At 60.9% G+C, this 19,935-nt stretch carries 16 protein-coding genes; 12 read left to right on the forward strand and 4 right to left on the reverse strand.

What is annotated here, in order from left to right; all coding sequences use genetic code 11:
- Positions 1-136: 136 nt before the first annotated feature.
- Genes cysQ through cysD form a run of 3 tightly spaced genes read right to left on the reverse strand, consistent with a single transcriptional unit; the run spans position 137 to position 3,779 of the window.
- On the reverse strand, positions 137-916 hold the full coding sequence (gene cysQ, locus M2360_RS25170; RefSeq protein ID WP_280778140.1) for a 3'(2'),5'-bisphosphate nucleotidase CysQ: 780 nt from the start codon (positions 914-916) through the stop codon (positions 137-139).
- 2 nt (positions 917-918) lie between these two features.
- Complete coding sequence (gene cysN / locus M2360_RS25175) at positions 919-2,811, reverse strand: sulfate adenylyltransferase subunit CysN (RefSeq protein WP_280778141.1); 1,893 nt, start codon at positions 2,809-2,811, stop codon at positions 919-921.
- The gene (cysD, locus tag M2360_RS25180) at positions 2,811-3,779 is read right to left on the reverse strand and encodes a sulfate adenylyltransferase subunit CysD (RefSeq protein ID WP_280778142.1); all 969 of its coding nucleotides are present in this window, start codon (positions 3,777-3,779) and stop codon (positions 2,811-2,813) included. The genes cysN and cysD overlap by 1 nt, the downstream gene beginning before the upstream one ends.
- Positions 3,780-4,021: 242 nt before the next feature.
- On the opposite strand from cysD, the gene M2360_RS25185 reads away from it, so the two are divergent.
- From M2360_RS25185 to M2360_RS25200, 4 genes are read left to right on the forward strand one after another with little or no spacing between them, the layout of a single operon-like run.
- Positions 4,022-5,272 carry a sarcosine oxidase subunit beta family protein gene (locus tag M2360_RS25185; RefSeq protein WP_280778143.1) on the forward strand — a complete coding sequence of 417 codons (1,251 nt, stop codon included), beginning with the start codon at positions 4,022-4,024 and terminating at the stop codon, positions 5,270-5,272.
- Between the two features lie 12 nt (positions 5,273-5,284).
- Positions 5,285-5,563, forward strand: a complete 279-nt coding sequence (locus tag M2360_RS25190; protein ID WP_280778144.1) for a sarcosine oxidase subunit delta — start codon at positions 5,285-5,287, stop codon at positions 5,561-5,563.
- Positions 5,560-8,520 carry a sarcosine oxidase subunit alpha family protein gene (locus M2360_RS25195; RefSeq protein ID WP_280778145.1) on the forward strand — a complete coding sequence of 987 codons (2,961 nt, stop codon included), beginning with the start codon at positions 5,560-5,562 and terminating at the stop codon, positions 8,518-8,520. The genes M2360_RS25190 and M2360_RS25195 overlap by 4 nt, the downstream gene beginning before the upstream one ends.
- A 10-nt stretch (positions 8,521-8,530) precedes the next feature.
- Positions 8,531-9,058, forward strand: a complete 528-nt coding sequence (locus M2360_RS25200) for a sarcosine oxidase subunit gamma family protein (RefSeq protein ID WP_280778146.1) — start codon at positions 8,531-8,533, stop codon at positions 9,056-9,058.
- 75 nt (positions 9,059-9,133) lie between these two features.
- Here M2360_RS25200 and M2360_RS25205 read toward each other — a convergent pair whose 3' ends face one another.
- Entirely contained in the window at positions 9,134-10,336 is a 1,203-nt protein-coding gene (locus tag M2360_RS25205) for a multidrug effflux MFS transporter (RefSeq protein WP_280778147.1), read from the reverse strand.
- A gap of 119 nt (positions 10,337-10,455) precedes the next feature.
- Here M2360_RS25205 and M2360_RS25210 point away from each other — a divergent pair, with 119 nt between their 5' ends.
- From M2360_RS25210 to M2360_RS25245, 8 genes are all read left to right on the forward strand, one after another.
- The gene (locus tag M2360_RS25210) at positions 10,456-11,088 is read left to right on the forward strand and encodes a TetR/AcrR family transcriptional regulator (RefSeq protein WP_280778148.1); all 633 of its coding nucleotides are present in this window, start codon (positions 10,456-10,458) and stop codon (positions 11,086-11,088) included.
- Between the two features lie 207 nt (positions 11,089-11,295).
- On the forward strand, positions 11,296-13,722 hold the full coding sequence (locus tag M2360_RS25215; RefSeq protein ID WP_280778149.1) for an FAD-dependent oxidoreductase: 2,427 nt from the start codon (positions 11,296-11,298) through the stop codon (positions 13,720-13,722).
- A gap of 406 nt (positions 13,723-14,128) precedes the next feature.
- On the forward strand, positions 14,129-15,031 hold the full coding sequence (locus M2360_RS25220) for a branched-chain amino acid ABC transporter permease LivH (protein ID WP_280778150.1): 903 nt from the start codon (positions 14,129-14,131) through the stop codon (positions 15,029-15,031).
- Positions 15,032-15,036: 5 nt separating this feature from the next.
- A complete protein-coding gene (gene livM, locus M2360_RS25225; RefSeq protein ID WP_280778151.1) occupies positions 15,037-16,593 on the forward strand; it encodes a high-affinity branched-chain amino acid ABC transporter permease LivM in 1,557 nt (518 codons plus the stop codon).
- Positions 16,594-16,609: 16 nt separating this feature from the next.
- A complete protein-coding gene (locus tag M2360_RS25230; protein WP_280778152.1) occupies positions 16,610-17,446 on the forward strand; it encodes an ABC transporter ATP-binding protein in 837 nt (278 codons plus the stop codon).
- Positions 17,446-18,171, forward strand: a complete 726-nt coding sequence (locus M2360_RS25235; protein WP_280778153.1) for an ABC transporter ATP-binding protein — start codon at positions 17,446-17,448, stop codon at positions 18,169-18,171. The genes M2360_RS25230 and M2360_RS25235 overlap by 1 nt, the downstream gene beginning before the upstream one ends.
- 72 nt (positions 18,172-18,243) lie before the next feature.
- Complete coding sequence (locus M2360_RS25240) at positions 18,244-18,597, forward strand: DUF6867 family protein (RefSeq protein WP_280778154.1); 354 nt, start codon at positions 18,244-18,246, stop codon at positions 18,595-18,597.
- Positions 18,598-18,710: 113 nt separating this feature from the next.
- On the forward strand, positions 18,711-19,829 hold the full coding sequence (locus M2360_RS25245) for a branched-chain amino acid ABC transporter substrate-binding protein (protein ID WP_280778155.1): 1,119 nt from the start codon (positions 18,711-18,713) through the stop codon (positions 19,827-19,829).
- The last annotated feature ends 106 nt before the right edge of the window (positions 19,830-19,935 follow it).

Genomic DNA, 19,935 nt, shown 5'->3' on the forward strand with positions numbered 1-19,935 from the left:
TCTCGAGAGCCGTTTGTTCGGGAGCGGGTTTCTTCAACATGTCCCAGTGAATCACAAACCCCTGGATGTGGCCAGGGGTTTGTCAGCAGTCTGAAAGCCGCCCGAGAGGGCGGCTTTTTAAATGATTTCAGTTGTTTCAGGCCTTGCGGCCCCAGGCGATGAAATGGCCGTTGGCGAAATCGCTGTCGAAAGCCTGTTTGGTTTTGCCATAGCGGAAAGGCGCGCCGTCGATATCGAGCGTGATGCCGCCAGCGGCGCGCAGCACGGCGTCGCCGGCCGCAGTGTCCCATTCCATGGTGCGACCGAAGCGCGGATAGACGTCGGCCTCGCCTTCGGCGAGCAGACAGAATTTGAGCGACGAGCCTACCGATGTCGTCGACGCCACGCCCGTTTCCGCCAGAAACGCTTCTGTTTCCGGCGAGTTGTGCGACCGGCTGGCCACAGCGGTCAAATCGCTCGAGCGGACGCGGCAGGCGATCTTCTCACGACCGGTGATCGTCACCTGCTCGGAAATGGAGAGCTTGCTCGCTTCATTGGCCGCGCCCGTATAGGCGACGCCTTTGGCCGGCGCGTAGACGATGCCCACGGTGGGACTGCCGTTTTCGATCAGCGCGATGTTCACCGTGAAATCGTCGCGGCGGTTGATGAATTCCTTCGTACCGTCGAGCGGATCGACGAGAAAGAAGCTGCGCCCTTCGACATTCGGTATCTGGCCTGCGGCCGCGGCTTCTTCCGCCACGACCGGGATATCCGGAAAAGCGTTGGCGAGACCGGCAAGGATGATGGCTTCAGCACGCTCGTCCGCTTCGGTGACAGGCGAACTGTCAGTCTTGTACGCAACACTCGGACCCGCCTTGTACACGTCGAGAATGGCGCGTCCGGCCTCCAGTGCGATTGTTTCAAGGATCTGTAGCATAGTCACCGCTTGTTCAGGAATGCTTCGATTTGCAATGCAAGTTCGGCGGGTTCGTGACCCAGCGTATGCAGATGCACTTCCGGATTCATCGGCGGCTCGTAATCAGAGGTGATGCCGGTGAAGTTGGAAATCTCGCCCGACTGAGCCTTTTTATAAAGACCCTTGGGATCGCGACGCATGCATTCTTCAAGCGGCGTGTCGATGAACACTTCGATAAATTCACCCGTGGCGAACAGATCGCGCGCCATCTGTCGTTCCGACCGGAACGGCGAGATGAAGGACACGATCACGATAAGGCCCGCATCGGTCATCAGCTTCGCCACTTCCGAGACACGGCGAATGTTTTCGACGCGGTCGTCATCGGTGAAACCGAGGTCACGGTTCAGGCCGTGGCGGATATTGTCGCCGTCCAGCATGAACGTATGTTTGCCCTGGGCATGCAGGAGCTTTTCGAGCGTGTTGGCGATGGTCGACTTGCCCGAGCCGGAATAACCGGTGAACCAGATGGCCGCCGGCTTCTGGCTCTTGATTTCCGCGCGCGCCTCCTTGTTCACGTCGGTCGCCTGCCAGTGTACATTCGAGGCGCGGCGAAGCGCGTGGTCGATCATGCCTGCGCCGACCGTGGAATTGGTGAAGCGGTCGATCAGCACGAAATTGCCGGTGACGCGGTTGGTCTTGTAGGGGTCGAACGCAATCGGCGCTTGCGTGGAGATATTGCAGGAGCCGACCTCGTTCATATTGAGATGCTTGGCGGCTTCATGCGCAAAGGTGTTGATGTTCACCTGGTGCTTGAGGGTCGTGATCGTGGCGCTAACGCTATCGACCTCGGTGCGCAGGATGTAGCTGCGGCCCGGAATCATCGGCTGGGCGTCGAACCAGATGACATGCGCTTGAAACTGGTCGGCGACCTGAGGGCGATTGGACGGGTCCACCAGCATGTCGCCACGGGAGATGTCGATCTGGTCTTCGAGAACGATCGTGACAGCCTGGCCTTCGACGGCGGTCTCCAGATTGCCGTCCTGGGTGATGATCTCCTTGATCGTCGATTCCTGGCCGGATTTGGCGACTGTGATCTTGTCTCCGGGCGCGACGCGACCCGAAGCGACCTGACCGGCAAAGCCGCGGAAGTCGAGATTCGGACGCACCACATGCTGCACCGGAAAGCGGAAAGCCTTGTTGACGCCGTCGTCTTCGATGGCGACGGTCTCAAGATGCTCAAGCAGGGCAGGGCCCTGATACCAAGGCATCTTGGCCGACTTGGTGGTGACATTGTCGCCATAACGCGCGGACATCGGGATCGGCTGGATCGACTTGAAGCCGAGATTGGCGGCGAACGACATATAGTCCGCCACGATCTTGTCGAAGACCTCCTGGGAATGATCCATCAGGTCGATCTTGTTGACGGCGAGCACGATGTTTCGGATGCCGAGCAGCGAGGCGATGAAAGAGTGACGGCGTGTCTGGCGCAGGATGCCCTGGCGCGAATCCACCAGCACGATGGCGAGATCGGCGGTCGAAGCGCCGGTGGCCATGTTGCGGGTGTATTGTTCATGGCCGGGCGTGTCGGCGACGATGAACTTGCGCTTGTCGGTGGCGAAAAAGCGATAGGCGACGTCGATGGTGATGCCCTGCTCGCGCTCGGCCTCAAGGCCGTCGACCAGCAGCGCGAAATCAATGTTGTCGCCGTCGGTGCCATGCTTGACGCTGTCGCGCTCGAGTGTGGCGAGCTGGTCTTCGAAGATCAGCTTGGTGTCGTACAGCAGACGACCGATCAGCGTGGATTTACCGTCATCCACCGAGCCGCAGGTCAGGAAGCGCAGCAGGGACTTCTTTTCCTGTTCGCGCAGATATTCGATCATGTCGCCGGAAACGTCGGCCGGGTTCACAACAGTCATCAGAAATAACCCTCGCGCTTCTTCTTTTCCATCGAGCCGGCTTCATCCTTGTCAATCAGGCGACCCTGACGTTCGGAGGTGCGCGCCGTCAGCATTTCGCGGACGATGTCCTGGAGGTTGGCGGCGTCGGAGTCGATCGCGCCGGTCAGCGGATAACAGCCGAGCGTCCGGAAGCGGACGAGGCGATCTTCCACCACGTCATCGGGGCCGATCGGCATGCGCTCGTCGTCCACCATGATCAACATGCCGTCGCGCTCCACCACCGGGCGCTTGGCCGCGTAATAAAGCGGCACGATCGGAATGTTTTCCTTCATGATATACTGCCAGATGTCGAGTTCGGTCCAGTTCGACAGCGGAAAGACGCGGATGGATTCGCCTGCGCCAACGCGGGTATTGTAGGTCTTCCACATTTCCGGGCGTTGGTTCTTCGGGTCCCAGGTGTGCTGAGCGTTGCGGAAGGAGAAGATTCGCTCCTTGGCGCGCGACTTTTCCTCGTCGCGACGCGCGCCGCCAAAGGCGGCGTCGAAGCCGTATTTGTCGAGCGCCTGGCGCAGGGCCACGGTCTTCATCAAATGCGTGTGGGTGTTGGAGCCATGCGTGAAAGGCCCGACGCCCTGATCGACGCCGTCCTGATTGACGTGAACCAGGAGATCGATGCCGAGATCCTTGGCCATCTTGTCGCGAAACGCCGTCATCTCCTTGAATTTCCAGGTCGTATCGACATGAAGGAAGGGGAAGGGCGGTTTGGCGGGATAAAAGGCCTTCATCGCCAGATGCAGCATCACCGATGAATCCTTGCCGATCGAATACAGCATCACCGGATTGGAAAAGGTGGCCGCCACCTCACGGAAGATATGGATGGATTCAGCTTCGAGACGCTGAAGATGGGTGAGTGACATGCGCTTGGTCGCTCCGCTCTTGGTCTTTTGAGTTTGAGAGCGTTTATTGACTTTGGCCGGCCAAGGCAACCGCTAATAACCGGCTTGCCCTTTCAAAACTGGAGGAGTTGCAGGGGTTGTGAATTGTTGCAACAGCATGACGCCTCTCCCCGGAGCCGATCACGGAAACGTCCGGAATGCGCCAGACGACGTCGACATGTCTTAAAACGCCGTGATTATGTCCGTCCCGGTATAGAGTTTTTCGCTGCGGCGCGGCATTGTAAGGTCACCACGGCGCAGGCTGCCTGCGCCCGCATCCAGGACGGATTTGCATGCGATTTTCTGCTCTATCGATCTTTCGCGAAGCCCTGAAGAAAAACACCGGCTGGGCGCCTGTCTGGCGTCAGCCGGAGCCCAAGCGTCATTACGATGTCATCATCGTCGGTGGCGGCGGGCACGGGCTCGCCACCGCTTTTTACCTCGCCAAGGAATTCGGCGTCACCAATGTGGCGGTGCTGGAGAAGTCCTGGCTGGGCTCGGGCAATATCGGCCGTAACACCACGATTATCCGCTCCAACTACATGTTGCCCGGCAACGAGCCGTTCTATGAGCTGTCCATGAAGCTCTGGGAAGGAATGGAGCAGGATTTCAACTATAACGCCATGGTGTCGCAGCGCGGCGTGCTCAATCTCTTCCATACCGACGGCCAGCGCGACGCCTATGCGCGACGCGGCAACGCCATGCATCTTGAAGGGGCGGGAGGCGAGCTTCTTGATCGCGAGCAGGTGCGGCAATTCGCGCCCTATCTCAATTTCGATCATCACCGTTTCCCGATCCTCGGCGGTCTATTCCAGCGTCGCGGCGGCACAGCCCGGCATGACGCCGTCGCCTGGGGCTATGCGCGCGGCGCCGACATGCGCGGCGTCGACCTGATCCAGAATTGTGAAGTCACCGGCATCACCCGCGAAAACGGCATGATCACCGGCGTCGAGACCAGTCGCGGCTTTATCGGCTGCAACAAGCTCGCGCTCGCCACCGCCGGTCATTCCACCGTCACCGCCTCGATGGCCGGTTTGCGCCTGCCGATCGAAAGCCATGTGCTGCAGGCCTTTGTCAGCGAAGGGCTCAAGCCGGTGGTCGACAGCGTCATCACCTTTGGTATGGGACACTTCTATGTGTCGCAGTCCGACAAGGGCGGGCTGGTGTTCGGCGGCGATATCGACGGCTTCAATTCCTATGCGCGGCGCGGCGGACTCGCCACCATCGAGCATGTGTTCGAGATCGGCGTCTCGATGATCCCTGGCCTCTCTCGCTCCAAGGTGCTGCGCACCTGGGGCGGGGTGATGGATATGAGCATGGATGGCTCGCCGATCATCGACAAGACGCCAGTCCCCAATCTCTATCTGAATACCGGATGGAATTACGGGGGCTTCAAGGCGACGCCGGCTTCGGGTTTCACCTTCGCCCATCTCATCGCCAAGAACGAGCCGCATGCCGTGACGCGCGAAATGCGCCTCGACCGCTTCGAGCGCGGCTATCACATCGACGAGGGCGGCAAAGGTCCTCAACCGAACCTGCATTAAGAGCGCATCTCCATGGCAAGCCTCATCACCTGCCCGCATTGCGGGGTCCGACCCAAGGAAGAATTCACCATCAAGGGCGACGCCGCCCCGGTTCGCCCGGCAGCGAGCGCGTCCGACAAGGAATGGCATGACTATGTCTATCTGCGCGACAATCCGATGGGCCGCTATCGCGAACTCTGGCACCATCTCAACGGTTGCCGCCGCTTCCTCGTCGTGGAGCGCGACACCGTGAGCCATGAGGTCTACACAGTTCAGGACGCCGCGGCGTTTCGTCAGGGAGGCGCCGAATGACCGCTTATCGTCTCTCCTCCGGGGGGCTCGTCGATCGCTCTAAATCCGTCGGCTTTCGCTTCGATGGCGTGGCCTATAAGGGCTTTGAAGGCGATACGATCGCCTCGGCCATGATGGCCAATGACCAATTGCTGCTTGCCCGCAGCTTCAAATATCACCGTCCACGCGGCGTGGTGACGGCGGGCGTGTCCGAACCGAATGCGCTGGTGACCATCGGCGAGGGCGGGCGAATGGAGCCCAATGTCCGCGCCACCGTCGCTGAGCTTTACGAAGGCCTGTCCGCTGTCAGCCAGAACCGCTGGCCGTCGCTGAAATTCGACGTGGGCAGCGTCAATTCTCTGCTCTCGCCCTTCCTGTCGGCCGGCTTCTACTACAAGACCTTCATGTGGCCGAAGAGCTTCTGGGAAAAGGTCTATGAGCCTTTTATCCGCAAGGCCGCCGGCCTCGGCAAATTGTCGATCGGAGAACGTGACCCTGATAGCTACGAGAAGAGCTGGGCCTTCTGCGACCTGTTGGTGATCGGCGCGGGACCGACGGGCCTGATGGCGGCGCTGGCCGCCGGTCGCGCCGGTCTGAAGGTTTTGATCGCTGACGAAGGCGCCCGTCTGGGCGGCTCGCTTCTCGCGTCGCGCCAATCCATCGGCGGCGAAAGCGCTGGTGATTACGCCCAGACGGTGGCGGCTGAGCTCGCCAATATGCCGAATGTGACCGTTCTGCCGCGCGCCACCGTGTTCGGCTGGTTCGACGATATGGTGTTCGGCGCGGTCGAGCGGGTGCAGAAGCACGTCGCCCAGCCGCATGCCGACCGCGCCGTCGAACGCGTCTGGCGCATTGCGGCCAAGCGCGCGGTGCTCGCCTCGGGCGCCGAAGAGCGGCCGCTGGTGTTCGGCGGCAATGATCTGCCGGGCGTCATGACGGCGTCGGCTATGCGCACTTACGCCAACCGCTACGGCGTGGCTGCCGGCCGCAAGGTCGCGGTCTTCGCCAATGGCGCTTCGGGCTATGAAACCGCGCGCGATCTGGCCGACAAGGGCGTGGAAATCGCCGCCATCATCGACAGCCGCGTCGGCGCCGCCGACATTGCCCCGGCAGGCGCCCGCGTCATCGCCGGCGCGCAGGTGGTCGACACCGAAGGCAAGCTTCGCATCAAGGGCGCGACGGTGGAGCGCTCCGGTTATGTCGAATCCATCGCCTGCGACGCGTTGGCCATGTCTGGCGGCTGGAGCCCGATCATTCATCTGATGTGCCATCGCGGCCAGCGGCCGGTCTGGTCGGAAGAGAAGGCGGCGTTTCTTGCGCCGTCGCTCGTGGAGCCCTTCTTCGCGGCTGGCGGCGCATTGGCTCTCGAAGGCCTCGGAGCCTGCCTCGCCGACGGCTGGAAAGCCGGAGCCGAAGCGGCCGCCGCATTCGGGTTGTCCGCTCCCGCCTATGCGCAGCCCGATGTCGAGGGCGAGACGGGAGAAGGCTTCACACCGCTCTGGTATGTGACCGGATCCAAGTCCAAGGCTTTCGTTGATTTCCAGAACGACGTGCATGTCGCTGATCTCGGCCTGGCGCTGCGCGAAGGCTATGGCCATGTCGAGCACGCCAAACGCTATACGACCAACGGCATGGCCACCGATCAGGGCAAGCTGTCGGGCGTCAACGCCGCCGCCATCATTGCCGGCATGCAGGGGGTGACGCCTGCCCAGACGGGCACGACGACCTTCCGGCCGTTCTACACTCCGGTGACCTTCGGGGCGCTTGCGGGCGCGGCGCGCTTCGAGCACGCCCAGCCGATCCGCACCTCGCCCTTGCATGGCTGGGCCAAGAAGAACGGCGCTAAGTTGGTCGAGGCTGGCCTCTGGTATCGCTCCGCCTGGTTCCCGCGCGAAGGTGAAACGAGCTGGCGGCAGAGCTGCGACCGCGAAGTCACGACCGTGCGCGAAAAAGCTGGCGTCTGCGACGTCTCCACCCTCGGCAAGATCGAGGTGATGGGTCCAGATGCGGCGGAATTCCTCAACCGCATCTATTCCAACGCCATGCTGAAGCTGCCGGTCGGCAAGGCGCGCTACGGCATCATGTTGCGCGAAGACGGCATGGTCTATGACGACGGCACCGTCAGCCGTTTTGGAGAGAACCACTTCTTCATCACCACCACCACCGCTTATGCCGGCGAGGTGCTGACGCATATGGAGTTCTTCCACCAGACGGTCTGGCCGGAGCTCGACGTCCGCTTCGTGACGGTCACCGACCAATGGGCGCAGATGTCTGTGGTCGGGCCGAAATCCCGCGAGATCCTGCAGGAACTGATCGTCGACGATCTGTCGGATGCAGCCTTCCCCTTCATGACCGCGCGCATGGTCAAGATGGTCGATGGCCCCGAGGCGCGGCTCTACCGCATCTCCTTTTCGGGCGAACTCGCCTATGAACTGGGCGTGCCAGCCGGTTACGGCGAGGCGGTCGCCGACGCAGTCATGGCGGCCGGCGCCAAGCACGGCATCTGCGCCTATGGCGTGGAGGCGCTCAATGTCATGCGCATCGAGAAGGGCCATGTCACCCATGCCGAACTCGATGGCCGCGTAACGGCTGATGATGTCGGCCTGGGCAAGCTCGTCTCGGCGCAGAAGCCCGATTTCGTCGGCAAGCGCCTGCTCGATCGCTACGGCATGAAGGCGGCGGACCGCCACCAGCTGGTCGGTCTCATGCCGGTCGATCCCAAGGTCGAGTTCAAGTCGGGCGCCCATATCCTGAAGGTTGGCGCAACGCCGTCGACGGTCGCCGATCAGGGCTGGGTGTCGTCGGTCTGCTATTCGCCGGCGCTCGGCCATATGATTGGGCTCGCCTTCGTCAAATCCGGACGGGAACGGATGGGCGAGAAAGTCGTGGTCTGGGACAAGCTCCGCGGTCAGGAGACCGAGGCGGTGATCAGCTCGACCGTCTTCTTCGATCCTGAAAACAAGAAACTGCACGCCTGAGGAGGATCTCATGACCTATCAATATCGTCATCCCCTGTCCGACGGCGCCGTGCATGGCATCGAGATGCCGAACGCCAATCATCTGGAGCTGGTCGAAGCCTGCGGCGTCTTCTCCGTCCTCGCCTTCAAGGGGCAGGCGGATGCGGTGGAAGCCGCATTGAATGCGCTCTCCGGCGTCAGCCTCCGCAAGGTCGGACCGGGTGAGTGGCTGGTGGTGACGGCGGAGCGTGGGACCGGTCTCGGCGACATCGCCGGCGCGATGGTTGTGGACCAGAGCCATGGCCGCTCGCTTTTCCGGCTCAAGGGCCCGCAAGCGGTGCGCATTCTGATGAAGGGCGTCGGCGTCGATCTGCCGGGCGGCTTCCCGATCGGTACATCGGCGATGATGGCGTTCCAGCACCTGACGGTCAATCTAGCCCGCACCGGCGATGACGCCTTCGAGCTGATCGTGCTGCGCAGCTTCGCCGAAAGTCTCCATCATGATCTCAGACTCGCGGGCCGGGAGTTCTCGCTGTCCTTTGCCGTCGCCGATCGCTGAAAGAACCGGTTCAAAAAGAAAGGCCAGCGGAGAAGCGCCTCCGCTGGCCTTTTTCGTGTCCGCGCTCCAATGGGGTCAAGCGCCGGCTACGGCCAGGGCGCGGCGTTCGCCGAAGCTGGTCCAGGCGACCAGCGTGGCCAGGCAGGAGGCAAAAGCGACGGTTTCATAGAGCGGCATGGCCGTGCCGTCCGCAAGCGCTCCCACCAGGAACATGCCGAGCGCGCCGGCGCCGAAACCGAGGGCTCCCATCAGCGCCGCCGCCGTGCCGGCGATTGCGCCATGCGCTTCCATCGCCATGGTGTTGGTTGACGGCATGATGCCGCCCATGGACGCCACCAGCACGAAGAACAGCGCGCAGACGACGGCGACATGATGAAGACCCATGGCCTGCGTCGCCACCAGTCCCACCGCAGCGGCCAGATTGATCAGCACAGACGCCTTGACGATGGCGCGCGGGCCGAAGCGCTTGAGCAAACGCACTGAAATCTGGCTGCCGATGCCCAGGCCGATCGCATTGGCGGCGAAGGCGATGGAATAAGCCAGGGGCGACAGGCCGTAAATATTCATGAGCACGAAGGACGAGCCGCCAATATAGGCGAAAAAGCCGCCTTGTGAGAGCGCGAGCACGCCGGCATAGGGAATGAAGGCGCGGCTTTTCAACAGCCGCAGATACCAGCTTACCGCCTGAGAGGGCTTGGACTGGGCCCGCAACTCCTTCATGCGCGTCTCCTTGAGCACGAAAATGGTCAGGACGGCCGCCAGAACCGAAAAGCCTGCAAGCACGGCGAAGATCAGTCGCCAGCTGGCCGCCTGCAAGATAAGGCTGCCGACCAGCGGCGCGAGAATGGGCGCGAGCCCCATGACCATGACGACCACGCTCATCAGTTTGGCGGCTTCATGACCGGTATAGAGATCGCGGATGATCGCCGCGCAGATCACCATGCCGATGGAGCCGCCCAGGCCCTGCACGAAACGCAGCGCGATCAGTTGCTCGTTGGTCTGTGCCAAGGCGCAGCCGATCGAGCCGATGAGGAAAATGGCCAGCGCCACGAAGATCACCGGCTTGCGTCCGACCCTGTCGGAGATGGGGCCGTAGAACATCTGGCCGATGGTGAAGCCCGAAAAAAAGCTCATCATCGTCATTTGCAGGCTGGCGGTGGTGGAGCCGAGATCCGTCGCCATGGTCGGAAGAGCGCCGAGATACATGTCGGTGCCGAGTGGACCAAGCGCGCTGAGGGCGGCCAAGGCGAAGGCTATGGGGAGGGTTGCGGATTTCATATCATTCGTCCTGCGCCTTGAAGCGCTTGCCAATCTTTCCAGGAAACACTATCGTTTCCTTATGCGGATAGGAAACGCAATCGTTTCCATTTGTCAAGCATTTTCGACGGGAGGCGAGGATGGCGACGGTATTAAAAGCGACGAAACCTCAGATGATGCCGGACGGCGAGCGGGTGCAGATGATCCTCGCCGCCGCCGAACGGGTCTTCGGCGCGTTCGGCTATGGCGACGCGACCATGGAGGAGGTGGCCCGCGACTGCGGCATGGCCAAGAAGACGGTCTATCGCTTCTTTCCCGACAAAGTCGCCTTGTTCACGGCCCTCATCGCCAGTCATGAACATCCCGACATACATGGATCCTGCGGCGAGGATGCAGGTGGAAGGGCGGCGCCGGTCGTGCTGCGCACGGCGCTTCTGGCAATCGCCCGCTTCGTGCTGCATCCGAGACAGTTGCTGATGACGCGGTTGGTCATCGCCGACGGCGGCCTGCATCCGGAACTTTCGGAGCAATTCTATCGAGACTGTATTCTCAAGACGCATGATGATCTGGCAAGGCTGCTGGCGCCCCATCTGCCGCAGGATGTCGATCCGATTGAGATCGCCGACATCCTGATCGGCATGTCTCTGGGAGGCCTGCATCTCCGAGCCTTGATGACGGGATGTCCAGCTGTCGACATGGAGGAGCGTCTTCAGGCAAGGGTTTCGCTTGCGGTGGACGCGATCCTCGCGCTGGTCGCCGGCAAAACTCGTTGAGCGTCGCGCATTTTGGCGCAAATAGACAAATTGTTTTCGCCTGAGCGACAAGAAATGCGCGTCTTGGGAAATAGAGTTTTGACTGTGAACTGAAGGCGGTTCCGGGCGGTGGCCGGCGGGCGGCGCATTTATGGAAAGCCTTTTCCAATCAATCAGTTATCTATAGCCGGGAGAGCTGTCAGCTCTTTCTGGGAGCGGAGCTATGCCATGAAGAGCCATGCCAGGGTCGTCGTAATCGGCGGCGGCGTCGTCGGATGTTCGGTCCTCTTTCACCTCACCAAATTCGGCTGGACCGATGTCGTCCTGCTGGAGCGGTCTGAACTGACCTCGGGCTCCACCTGGCACGCCGCCGGCGGCATGCACACGATCAATGGCGACCCGAATGTCGCCAAGCTGCAGAAATACACGGTCGAGCTCTATAAGGAGATCGAGGAATATTCCGGCCAGGACGTTGGCCTGCACATGACCTCGGGCCTCATGCTGGCCGCCACCAAGGACCGTTTCGACTGGCTGAAGACCATTCAGGCCAAGGGTCGCTACGGCGGGCTGGATACGGAACTGCTCACGCCGCGCGAGGCGATGGAATTCATGCCGTTGATGGATCCCGACCAGTTTGTCGGCGCGCTCTACGATCCGGTCGAAGGCCATCTTGATCCCTATGGCACCACGCATGCCTATGCCAAGTCGGCCAAGAAGAATGGCGCCGAGATCTATCTGCACACCAAGGTCGAGGATCTCGTGCAGCGCGAAGACGGTTGCTGGCGGGTGATCACCGACAAGGGCGAGATCATCGCCGAGCATGTCGTCAACGCCGCCGGTCTCTGGGCGCGCGAAGTCGGCCGCATGGTGGGGCTCGAACTGCCCGTGCTCGCCATGGAGCATATGTATCTCATCACCGAGGATATGCCCGAAGTGGCCGCGTTCAACGCCGCCACCGGCAAGGAGATCGTCCACTGCGTCGATTTCGACGGCGAGATCTATATCCGCCAGGAGCGCGGCGGCATGCTGATGGGCACCTATGAAAAGGACTGCCGTCCCTGGTCGCCGATCACCACGCCGTGGAATTTCGGCCATGAACTGCTGGGCGAAGATCTCGACCGCATCACCGGCGAGCTTGAAGTCGGCTTCCGCCACTTCCCGGCCTTCAACAATGCCGGCATCCGCAAGGTCATCAACGGTCCCTTCACCTTCTCGCCCGACGCCAATCCGCTGGTCGGCCCGATCCGCGGCCTGAGGAATTTCTGGTCGGCCTGCGCCGTCATGGCCGGCTTCAGCCAGGGCGGCGGCGTCGGCCTCGCGCTGGCCAACTGGATCATGAACGGCGATCCCGGCTTCGACGTCTTTGCGATGGACGTGTCGCGCTATGGCGACTACGCCACGATGGCCTATACCAACGTCAAGGTGCGCGAAGGCTATTCCCGCCGCTTCTCGATCCGCTTCCCCAATGAGGAGCTGCCGGCCGGTCGTCCCCTGCAGACCACGCCGATCTATGACCGGCTCAAGGGCATGGGCGCGGTATTCGGCCAGTATTACGGCTTGGAACAGCCGCTTTGGTTTGCGCCCGAAGGCGTCGAAGACACGTTCTCCTGGCGTCGCTCTACCGATTTCGAGCATGTCGCCCGCGAGGTGAAGACTGTGCGCGACGGCGTCGGCATGATGGAGACTTCAGGCTTCGCCAAATACAAGATCACCGGCAAGGGCGCGCGCGCCTATCTCGACCGTCTGCTCGCCTGCCGCATCCCGGCGCTCGGCAAGATGACGCTCGCGCCGATGCTGAAGCATGACGGCAAGCTGATCGGCGACTTTACGCTGGCGACGATGGGCGAGGACGATTTCCTGCTGATCGGCTCGGGCGTGGCCGAGAACTATCACATGCGCTGGTTCGAGAGCCATCTGCCGGAGGATGGTTCTGTGCGCTTCGAGGCGATCGGCCTTGGCCTCACGGGCCTCGCCATCGCCGGGCCGAAGTCGCGCGAGCTCATCGCCAAGCTCACCCATCTCGATATGTCCACCGACGCCTTCCCGTTCATGGCGATTCGCAAGATGGATATCGGAATGGCGCCGGCGATCGTCGGCCGCGTCTCCTATACCGGCGATCTCGGCTACGAGATCTGGATGAAGCCCGAATATCAGCGCGCCATCTTCGAGAAGATCCTCGAAGCCGGCGAAGAATTCGGTATCGGTCTCTTCGGGCTGCGCGCGCTCAATTCGCTCCGGCTTGAGAAGGCCTATGGCAGCTGGTCGCGTGAGTACCGTCCGCTCTATGGTCCCTATGAGGCCGAACTCGGACGCTTCATCGCGCTGAAAAAGGACGCCGACTTCATCGGCAAGGCCGCGGCCGCGAAAGAGAAGGAAGAGGGCGGCGCGCTGCGGCTTCGCACCTTCATCATCGAAGCCAAGGACGCCGACGTGGTTGGCGACGAGCCGATCTGGCACAAGGGCGAAGTCAAGGGCTGGGTGACCTCAGGCGGTTATGCTCATGGCCCGGGCCTGTCGGTCGCGGTCGGCTATGTGCCCAAGGAGATCGCCGAGGACGTCGAGGGATGGCAGATCGAACTGCTGGGCGACATGCTGCCGGCGAAGCTTCAACCAGCGGCGCTTTTCGATCCCGATGGCGCGATCATGCGCGGCTGAATCCTGCCCATTTCCTGTAACGATCTGTCCCATTTTCTCGCCCGGCGGTTAACCCCGCCGGGCGATTCGCGTTTTGTTTGGAATTTAGCGCTCCGGCGCAACCTTGAATTTTGTTAAATTCGGCTGACCCTTACAATTTCTTGCGCGCCAATGCCGCATTTGGCGGTGAAAGCCCGATTGGGCATCGCTTACTACGGTTGCAAAATGCGCCCAAAAAAACCGCAATATGCATAAATTGTGGTCAAATTCCGAATTTGAATGTCTGAGTTGCTGAAAACCGCACTTTGAGTCTTCACATTTCAAGCGAAAACGCTATGGGTTTTTGGAAAGGCCGTTCCACTCGCGGCCTTTCCTAAGAACAGAAGCAGCAGCGATCTAACGACTGCATGCGGGGGAAAAGAGACGGATGGAATATTTTATCCAGCAGCTCCTAAACGGGCTGACGCTTGGCTCTATCTATGGCCTGATCGCTATCGGCTACACCATGGTTTACGGCATTATCGGCATGGTCAATTTTGCCCATGGCGATATTTTCATGCTCGGCGGCTTCGTCGCGCTGATCGTTTTCCTGGTGCTGACCGGCGCGATCGCCGGCGTGCCGGTGGCGGTGGCCCTTCTCATCATGATCATCGTCGCCATGGCTGTGACCAGCCTGTGGAACTGGACGATTGAAAAGATCGCCTATCGTCCGCTGCGCGGCTCGTTCCGGCTCGCGCCGCTGATCACCGCGATCGGCATGTCGATCCTGATCTCGAACTTTGTTCAGGTCACCCAGGGCCCGCGCAACAAGGCGATCCCAGGCATGATCACCGATGTCTACACCTTCGGCGGCGTGTCGTTGTCGCTCAAGCAGATCGTCATTGTCATCCTGACGGCGGTGCTGTTGACCGGCTTCTGGTATCTGGTCAATCACACGTCTCTCGGCCGCGCCCAGCGCGCCACCGAACAGGACCGCAAGATGGCCGCGCTGCTCGGCATCAATGTCGACCGGACGATTTCCATCACCTTCGTGATGGGCGCGGCGCTCGCAGCGGTCGCCGGCGCGATGTATCTGATGTATTACGGCGTCATTTCCTTCGCCGACGGCTTCATTCCGGGCGTCAAGGCTTTCACGGCTGCAGTTCTCGGCGGCATCGGCTCGCTTCCGGGCGCCGTGCTGGGCGGGTTGTTGATCGGTCTCATCGAATCCCTGTGGTCGGCCTATTTCAGCATCGACTACAAGGACGTCGCGACCTTCTCGATCCTCGCCATCGTGCTCATCTTCAAGCCTTCTGGCCTGATGGGTCGTCCTGAAGTCGAAAAGGTCTGACATCCATGCAAAACCTCTCAACAAACAATCAGGCGGCCGGAGCATCTCTGACTGCCCGAGCCCTGCGCGAATCCATTTTCGCCGGCGTGGTGGCTTTCGGCCTCTTCCTGCTGTTCATCGGGCTCGAATCCACCCAGAACATCCACAACGAACTGATCATCGTCACCCATTGGGTGAAGCTCGCCTTCACCGTGGGTCTGGTAATGGTGGTCCGGTTCGCGATGATCATGTATGTTCGTCCGTGGCTTGAACGCCAGAAGGTGCTCAAGGATGCACCTAGCTTTGTGCCGGGCGCTGCCGCAGCAAAATTCTTCCAAGTGAAGAATGCTCTTGCAGTCGGATTTTTTGGCGGTCTGGTTCATCTCTACGGCGACCTCTTTGGTCCTCCGCTCGTCTCCTTGATCGCGATTTTGAAGGTCGTGACGGTCGTTTATATGATCGCTTGGGCCTTCAATCAGTTTCGTGGTTTCTTCGGGAAATACGGGTCGCATGTCGCGATCTTGGCTGTTGCGATCTACCCCTTGATTTCGATATCTCTGGTTGGTTTGCAGCCTTCGCTAAAATTCATCGACAACTTCGGCATCCAGATCCTGATCTATGTGATGCTCGGCTGGGGCCTCAATATCGTCGTCGGTCTCGCCGGTCTGCTCGATCTGGGCTATGTCGCCTTCTATGCTGTCGGCGCATACTCCTATGCGCTGCTGTCGCAGCATTTTGGCTTCTCCTTCTGGATCCTGCTGCCGCTGGCCGGTATTCTCGCCGCTTTCTGGGGCGTCATTCTCGGCTTCCCGGTTCTGCGTCTCAAGGGCGACTATCTCGCCATCGTCACGCTGGCCTTCGGGGAAATCATTCGCCTCGTGCTGATCAACTGGAAGGAAGTGACCAACGGATCTGCGGGCATTTCCGGCATTCCCAAGGCGTCGATCTTCGGCATCTGGTCTTTCGATGTGGGCGCGGCCAACAATTTCGCCAAGTCGTTCGAACTGCCGATGTCGTCGGTCTACTACAAGATCTTCCTGTTCTATCTCATCCTGGCGCTTTGCCTGGTCACGGCCTATGTGACCATCCGCCTGCGCCGCATGCCGATCGGTCGCGCTTGGGAAGCGCTGCGCGAAGATGAAATCGCCTGCCGCTCACTCGGCATCAACACCACCAACACCAAGCTGACGGCGTTCGCCATCGGCGCGATGTTTGGCGGCTTCGCCGGATCGTTCTTCGCGGTTCGTCAGGGCTTCGTGTCGCCCGAATCCTTCGTCTTCCTCGAATCCGCGATCATTCTCGCCATCGTGGTTCTCGGCGGCATGGGTTCGCTGGTCGGCATCGCGGTCGCTGCGGTCGCCATGGTCGGCGGCACAGAGCTTCTGCGCAACATGGAGTTCCTGAAGCTGATCTTCGGCCCTGAATTCACTCCCGAACTCTATCGCATGCTGATCTTCGGTCTGGCGATGGTGGTGATCATGGTGTGGAAGCCGCGCGGCTTCGTGGGCAGCCGCGAGCCGACCGCCTTCCTGTTCGAGCGCAAGAATGTCTCGGGCAGTTTCACCAAGGAAGGCCATGGCTGAGGCGGGAGCGATGACAATGGAAAAGACACCCCTGCTCGAAGTAGAGCACCTTTCGATGAAATTCGGCGGCCTGATGGCCATCAACGACCTGTCGTTCAACTGCTATGCAGGCGACATCACCGCGTTGATCGGTCCCAACGGCGCCGGCAAGACCACCGTGTTCAACTGCATCACCGGCTTCTACAAGCCGACGATGGGCATGATCCGGCTCAATCACGGCCAGGGCAAGACGTTCCAGCTGGAGCAGATGCCAGATTTCCGCATCACCGCGAAAGCCAAGGTTGCCCGCACTTTTCAGAATATCCGGCTCTTCTCGGGTCTGACGGTGCTGGAGAACCTGCTGGTAGCCCAGCACAACAAGCTGATGAAGGCTTCGGGCTTCACCATTCTCGGCCTGCTGGGCCTGGGTGGTTACAAGGAGGCCTCCAAGGAATCGATCGAGCTTGCCCGCTACTGGCTGGACAAGGCCGATCTCACCGAGCGGGCCGACGATCCTGCGGGCGATCTGCCCTACGGCGCCCAGCGTCGCCTGGAAATCGCCCGCGCCATGTGCACGGGTCCCAAGCTTCTCTGCCTCGACGAGCCGGCAGCCGGGCTCAACCCCAAGGAATCGCTGGCGCTGAACACGCTTCTGCGCTCCATCCGCAAGGAGAGCGAGACGTCAATCCTGCTCATCGAGCATGACATGTCAGTGGTTATGGAAATTTCCGACCATGTCGTGGTGCTTGAATATGGTCGCAAGATCTCCGACGGCACGCCTGATCACGTGAAGTCCGATCCAAAGGTCATCGCCGCATATCTGGGCGTCGATGATGAAGAAGAAGCCGCCAAGATCGCCGGAGGCGTAATTTGATGTCCCAGCCTCTGCTCCAGGTCGAGAATGTCGAGACCTATTATGGAAACATCCGCGCGCTCGGCGGCGTCACCGTCACGGTCAATCATGGTGAAATCGTGACGCTGATTGGCGCGAACGGCGCTGGCAAGTCGACGCTGATGATGACGGTCTGCGGCAGTCCGCAGGCCCGCAGCGGTCGCGTCGTCTTTGACGGTCGCGACATCACCCGCATGCAGACCCATGAAATCGCCCGGCTGCGCATCGCGCAGTCGCCGGAGGGACGGCGCATCTTCCCGCGCATGACCGTGTTCGAAAATCTGCAGATGGGCGCGTCCCTCGACAATCAGAAATATTTCGACGAGGACGTGAAGCGGATCTTTGCGCTGTTTCCGCGTCTTGAGGAGCGTCAGTATCAACGCGGCGGCACGCTTTCGGGCGGCGAGCAGCAGATGCTGTCCATCGGACGCGCGCTGATGGCGCGGCCGAAGCTCCTGCTTCTGGACGAGCCGTCGCTCGGCCTCGCGCCCTTGATCTCCAAACAGATCTTCGAGGCGATCGGCAAGCTGAACAAGACCGAAGGCCTCACCGTCTTCCTCGTCGAGCAGAACGCGTTCGCAGCGCTTCGCCTCGCCCATCGCGGCTACGTGATGGTCAACGGCCAGGTGACGATGAGCGGTTCCGGTCAAGAACTCCTCGCCAATCCTGAAGTGCGCGCCGCCTATCTCGAAGGCGGTCATCATTAAGTAGAACAGGGCGGAGGGTATCTTGCGCGCCGCGCGCAATCGGATACTCTCACGCTCGAGGGAGCTTTGAAAATGCAAGGTATTCTCTACGAGGAACCGATCGTCTGGGAGTTCTTCCTGGTGACAATCCTGCTCGGCGGCTGGACTGCCTGGCGCACGGGCAAAAGCGTGGCCGACAACTGGGGTGAAATCTGGCCGCAGGTGGTGGTTTACACACTGCTTCTCGGCGTCGCTGTTCGCTTCATCCATCACGCGCTTTATGACGGCACGATGTTCACCCTGCAATATTACGTGGTGGACACGGTCTATCTGATGGTGGTGGCCGTTCTCGGTTTTCGCCACACCCGCGCCGGCCAGATGGCGACCAAATACTATTGGCTCTATGAAAAATCCGGACCGTTCGGCTGGAAGAAAAAGAGCGTTTGACAAGTTTCCATCCGCTGTGAACAGATAGCGGAATGGGGAAAAAAACCCTTGGCGCGAAAGGCGGGCGACGAGGGCAAACAGGAACCAACCGCCTCAAATATTGGGAGTTAAAGATGAAGAAGATGCTTCTCTCCGCCGTGGCCCTGACAGCCATGGTGGCCTTCGGCGGCAACGCCTGGGCCGACCTGCTGGTCGGCGTGGCTGGCCCGCTCACCGGACCGAACGCTGCTTTCGGCGCTCAGCTCCAGAAGGGCGCTGAACAGGCGGCGGCCGACATCAATGCGGCCGGCGGCATCAATGGCGAGCAGATCAAGATCGTGCTCGGCGACGACGTTTCCGACCCGAAGCAGGGCATTTCCGTCGCCAACAAGTTCGTCGGTGACGGCGTGAAATTCGTGATCGGCCACTTCAACTCGGGCGTTTCCATCCCGGCTTCCGAAGTCTATGCCGAAAACGGCATCATGCAGATCACTCCGGCTTCCACCAACCCGAAGTTCACCGAGCGCGGCCTGTGGAACACCTTCCGCACCTGCGGCCGTGACGACCAGCAGGGCGCTGTGGCCGGCAAGTACATCTCCGACCACTTCAAGGACGCCAAGGTCGCTGTCGTTCACGACAAGACCCCGTATGGCCAGGGCCTTGCGGACGAAACCAAGAAGGCGATGAACGGCCTCGGCATCACCGAAGTGCTCTACGAAGGCATTACGCCCGGCGAAAAGGACTACTCCGCCCTCATCGCCAAGATGAAGGAAGCCGGCGTTTCCGTCGTCTACTTCGGCGGTCTGCACACCGAAGCCGGCCTCATCCTGCGTCAGATGGCTGACCAGGGCCTGAAGGCCACCATGATGTCGGGCGACGGCATCACCTCCAACGAACTGGCTTCGATCGCCGGCGACGCCGTCAACGGCACGCTGATGACCTTCCCGCCGGATCCGCGCAACAACCCGAACGCTGCTGACGCCGTCAAGAAGTTCCGCGACGCCGGCTTCGAGCCCGAAGCCTACACGCTGTACTCCTACGCCGCTCTGCAGATCATTGCCGAAGCCGCCAAGGCTGCCGGCAACAACGACCCGCAGACGGTCGCTGAAACCGCCAAGGCCAAGGGTCCGTTCAAGACCGTCATCGGCGACATCGGTTTCGACTCCAAGGGCGACATCACCCGTCCTGACTACACGATGTACACCTGGCAGAAGGGCGCCGACGGCAAGTACACCTACCTCGAAAACAAGTAAGCTTCGGCTTCACGTTTTCAGACCATCAGACCCGGGGCTTCTGCTCCGGGTTTTTTCGTTTCTGGGCATCAGCGCCTGTGCCGAGGGCAACAAAAAAGGCGCCGTC

It is taken from the genome of Rhizobium sp. SG_E_25_P2, from assembly GCF_029892285.1.
GTDB lineage: Bacteria > Pseudomonadota > Alphaproteobacteria > Rhizobiales > Rhizobiaceae > Rhizobium_E.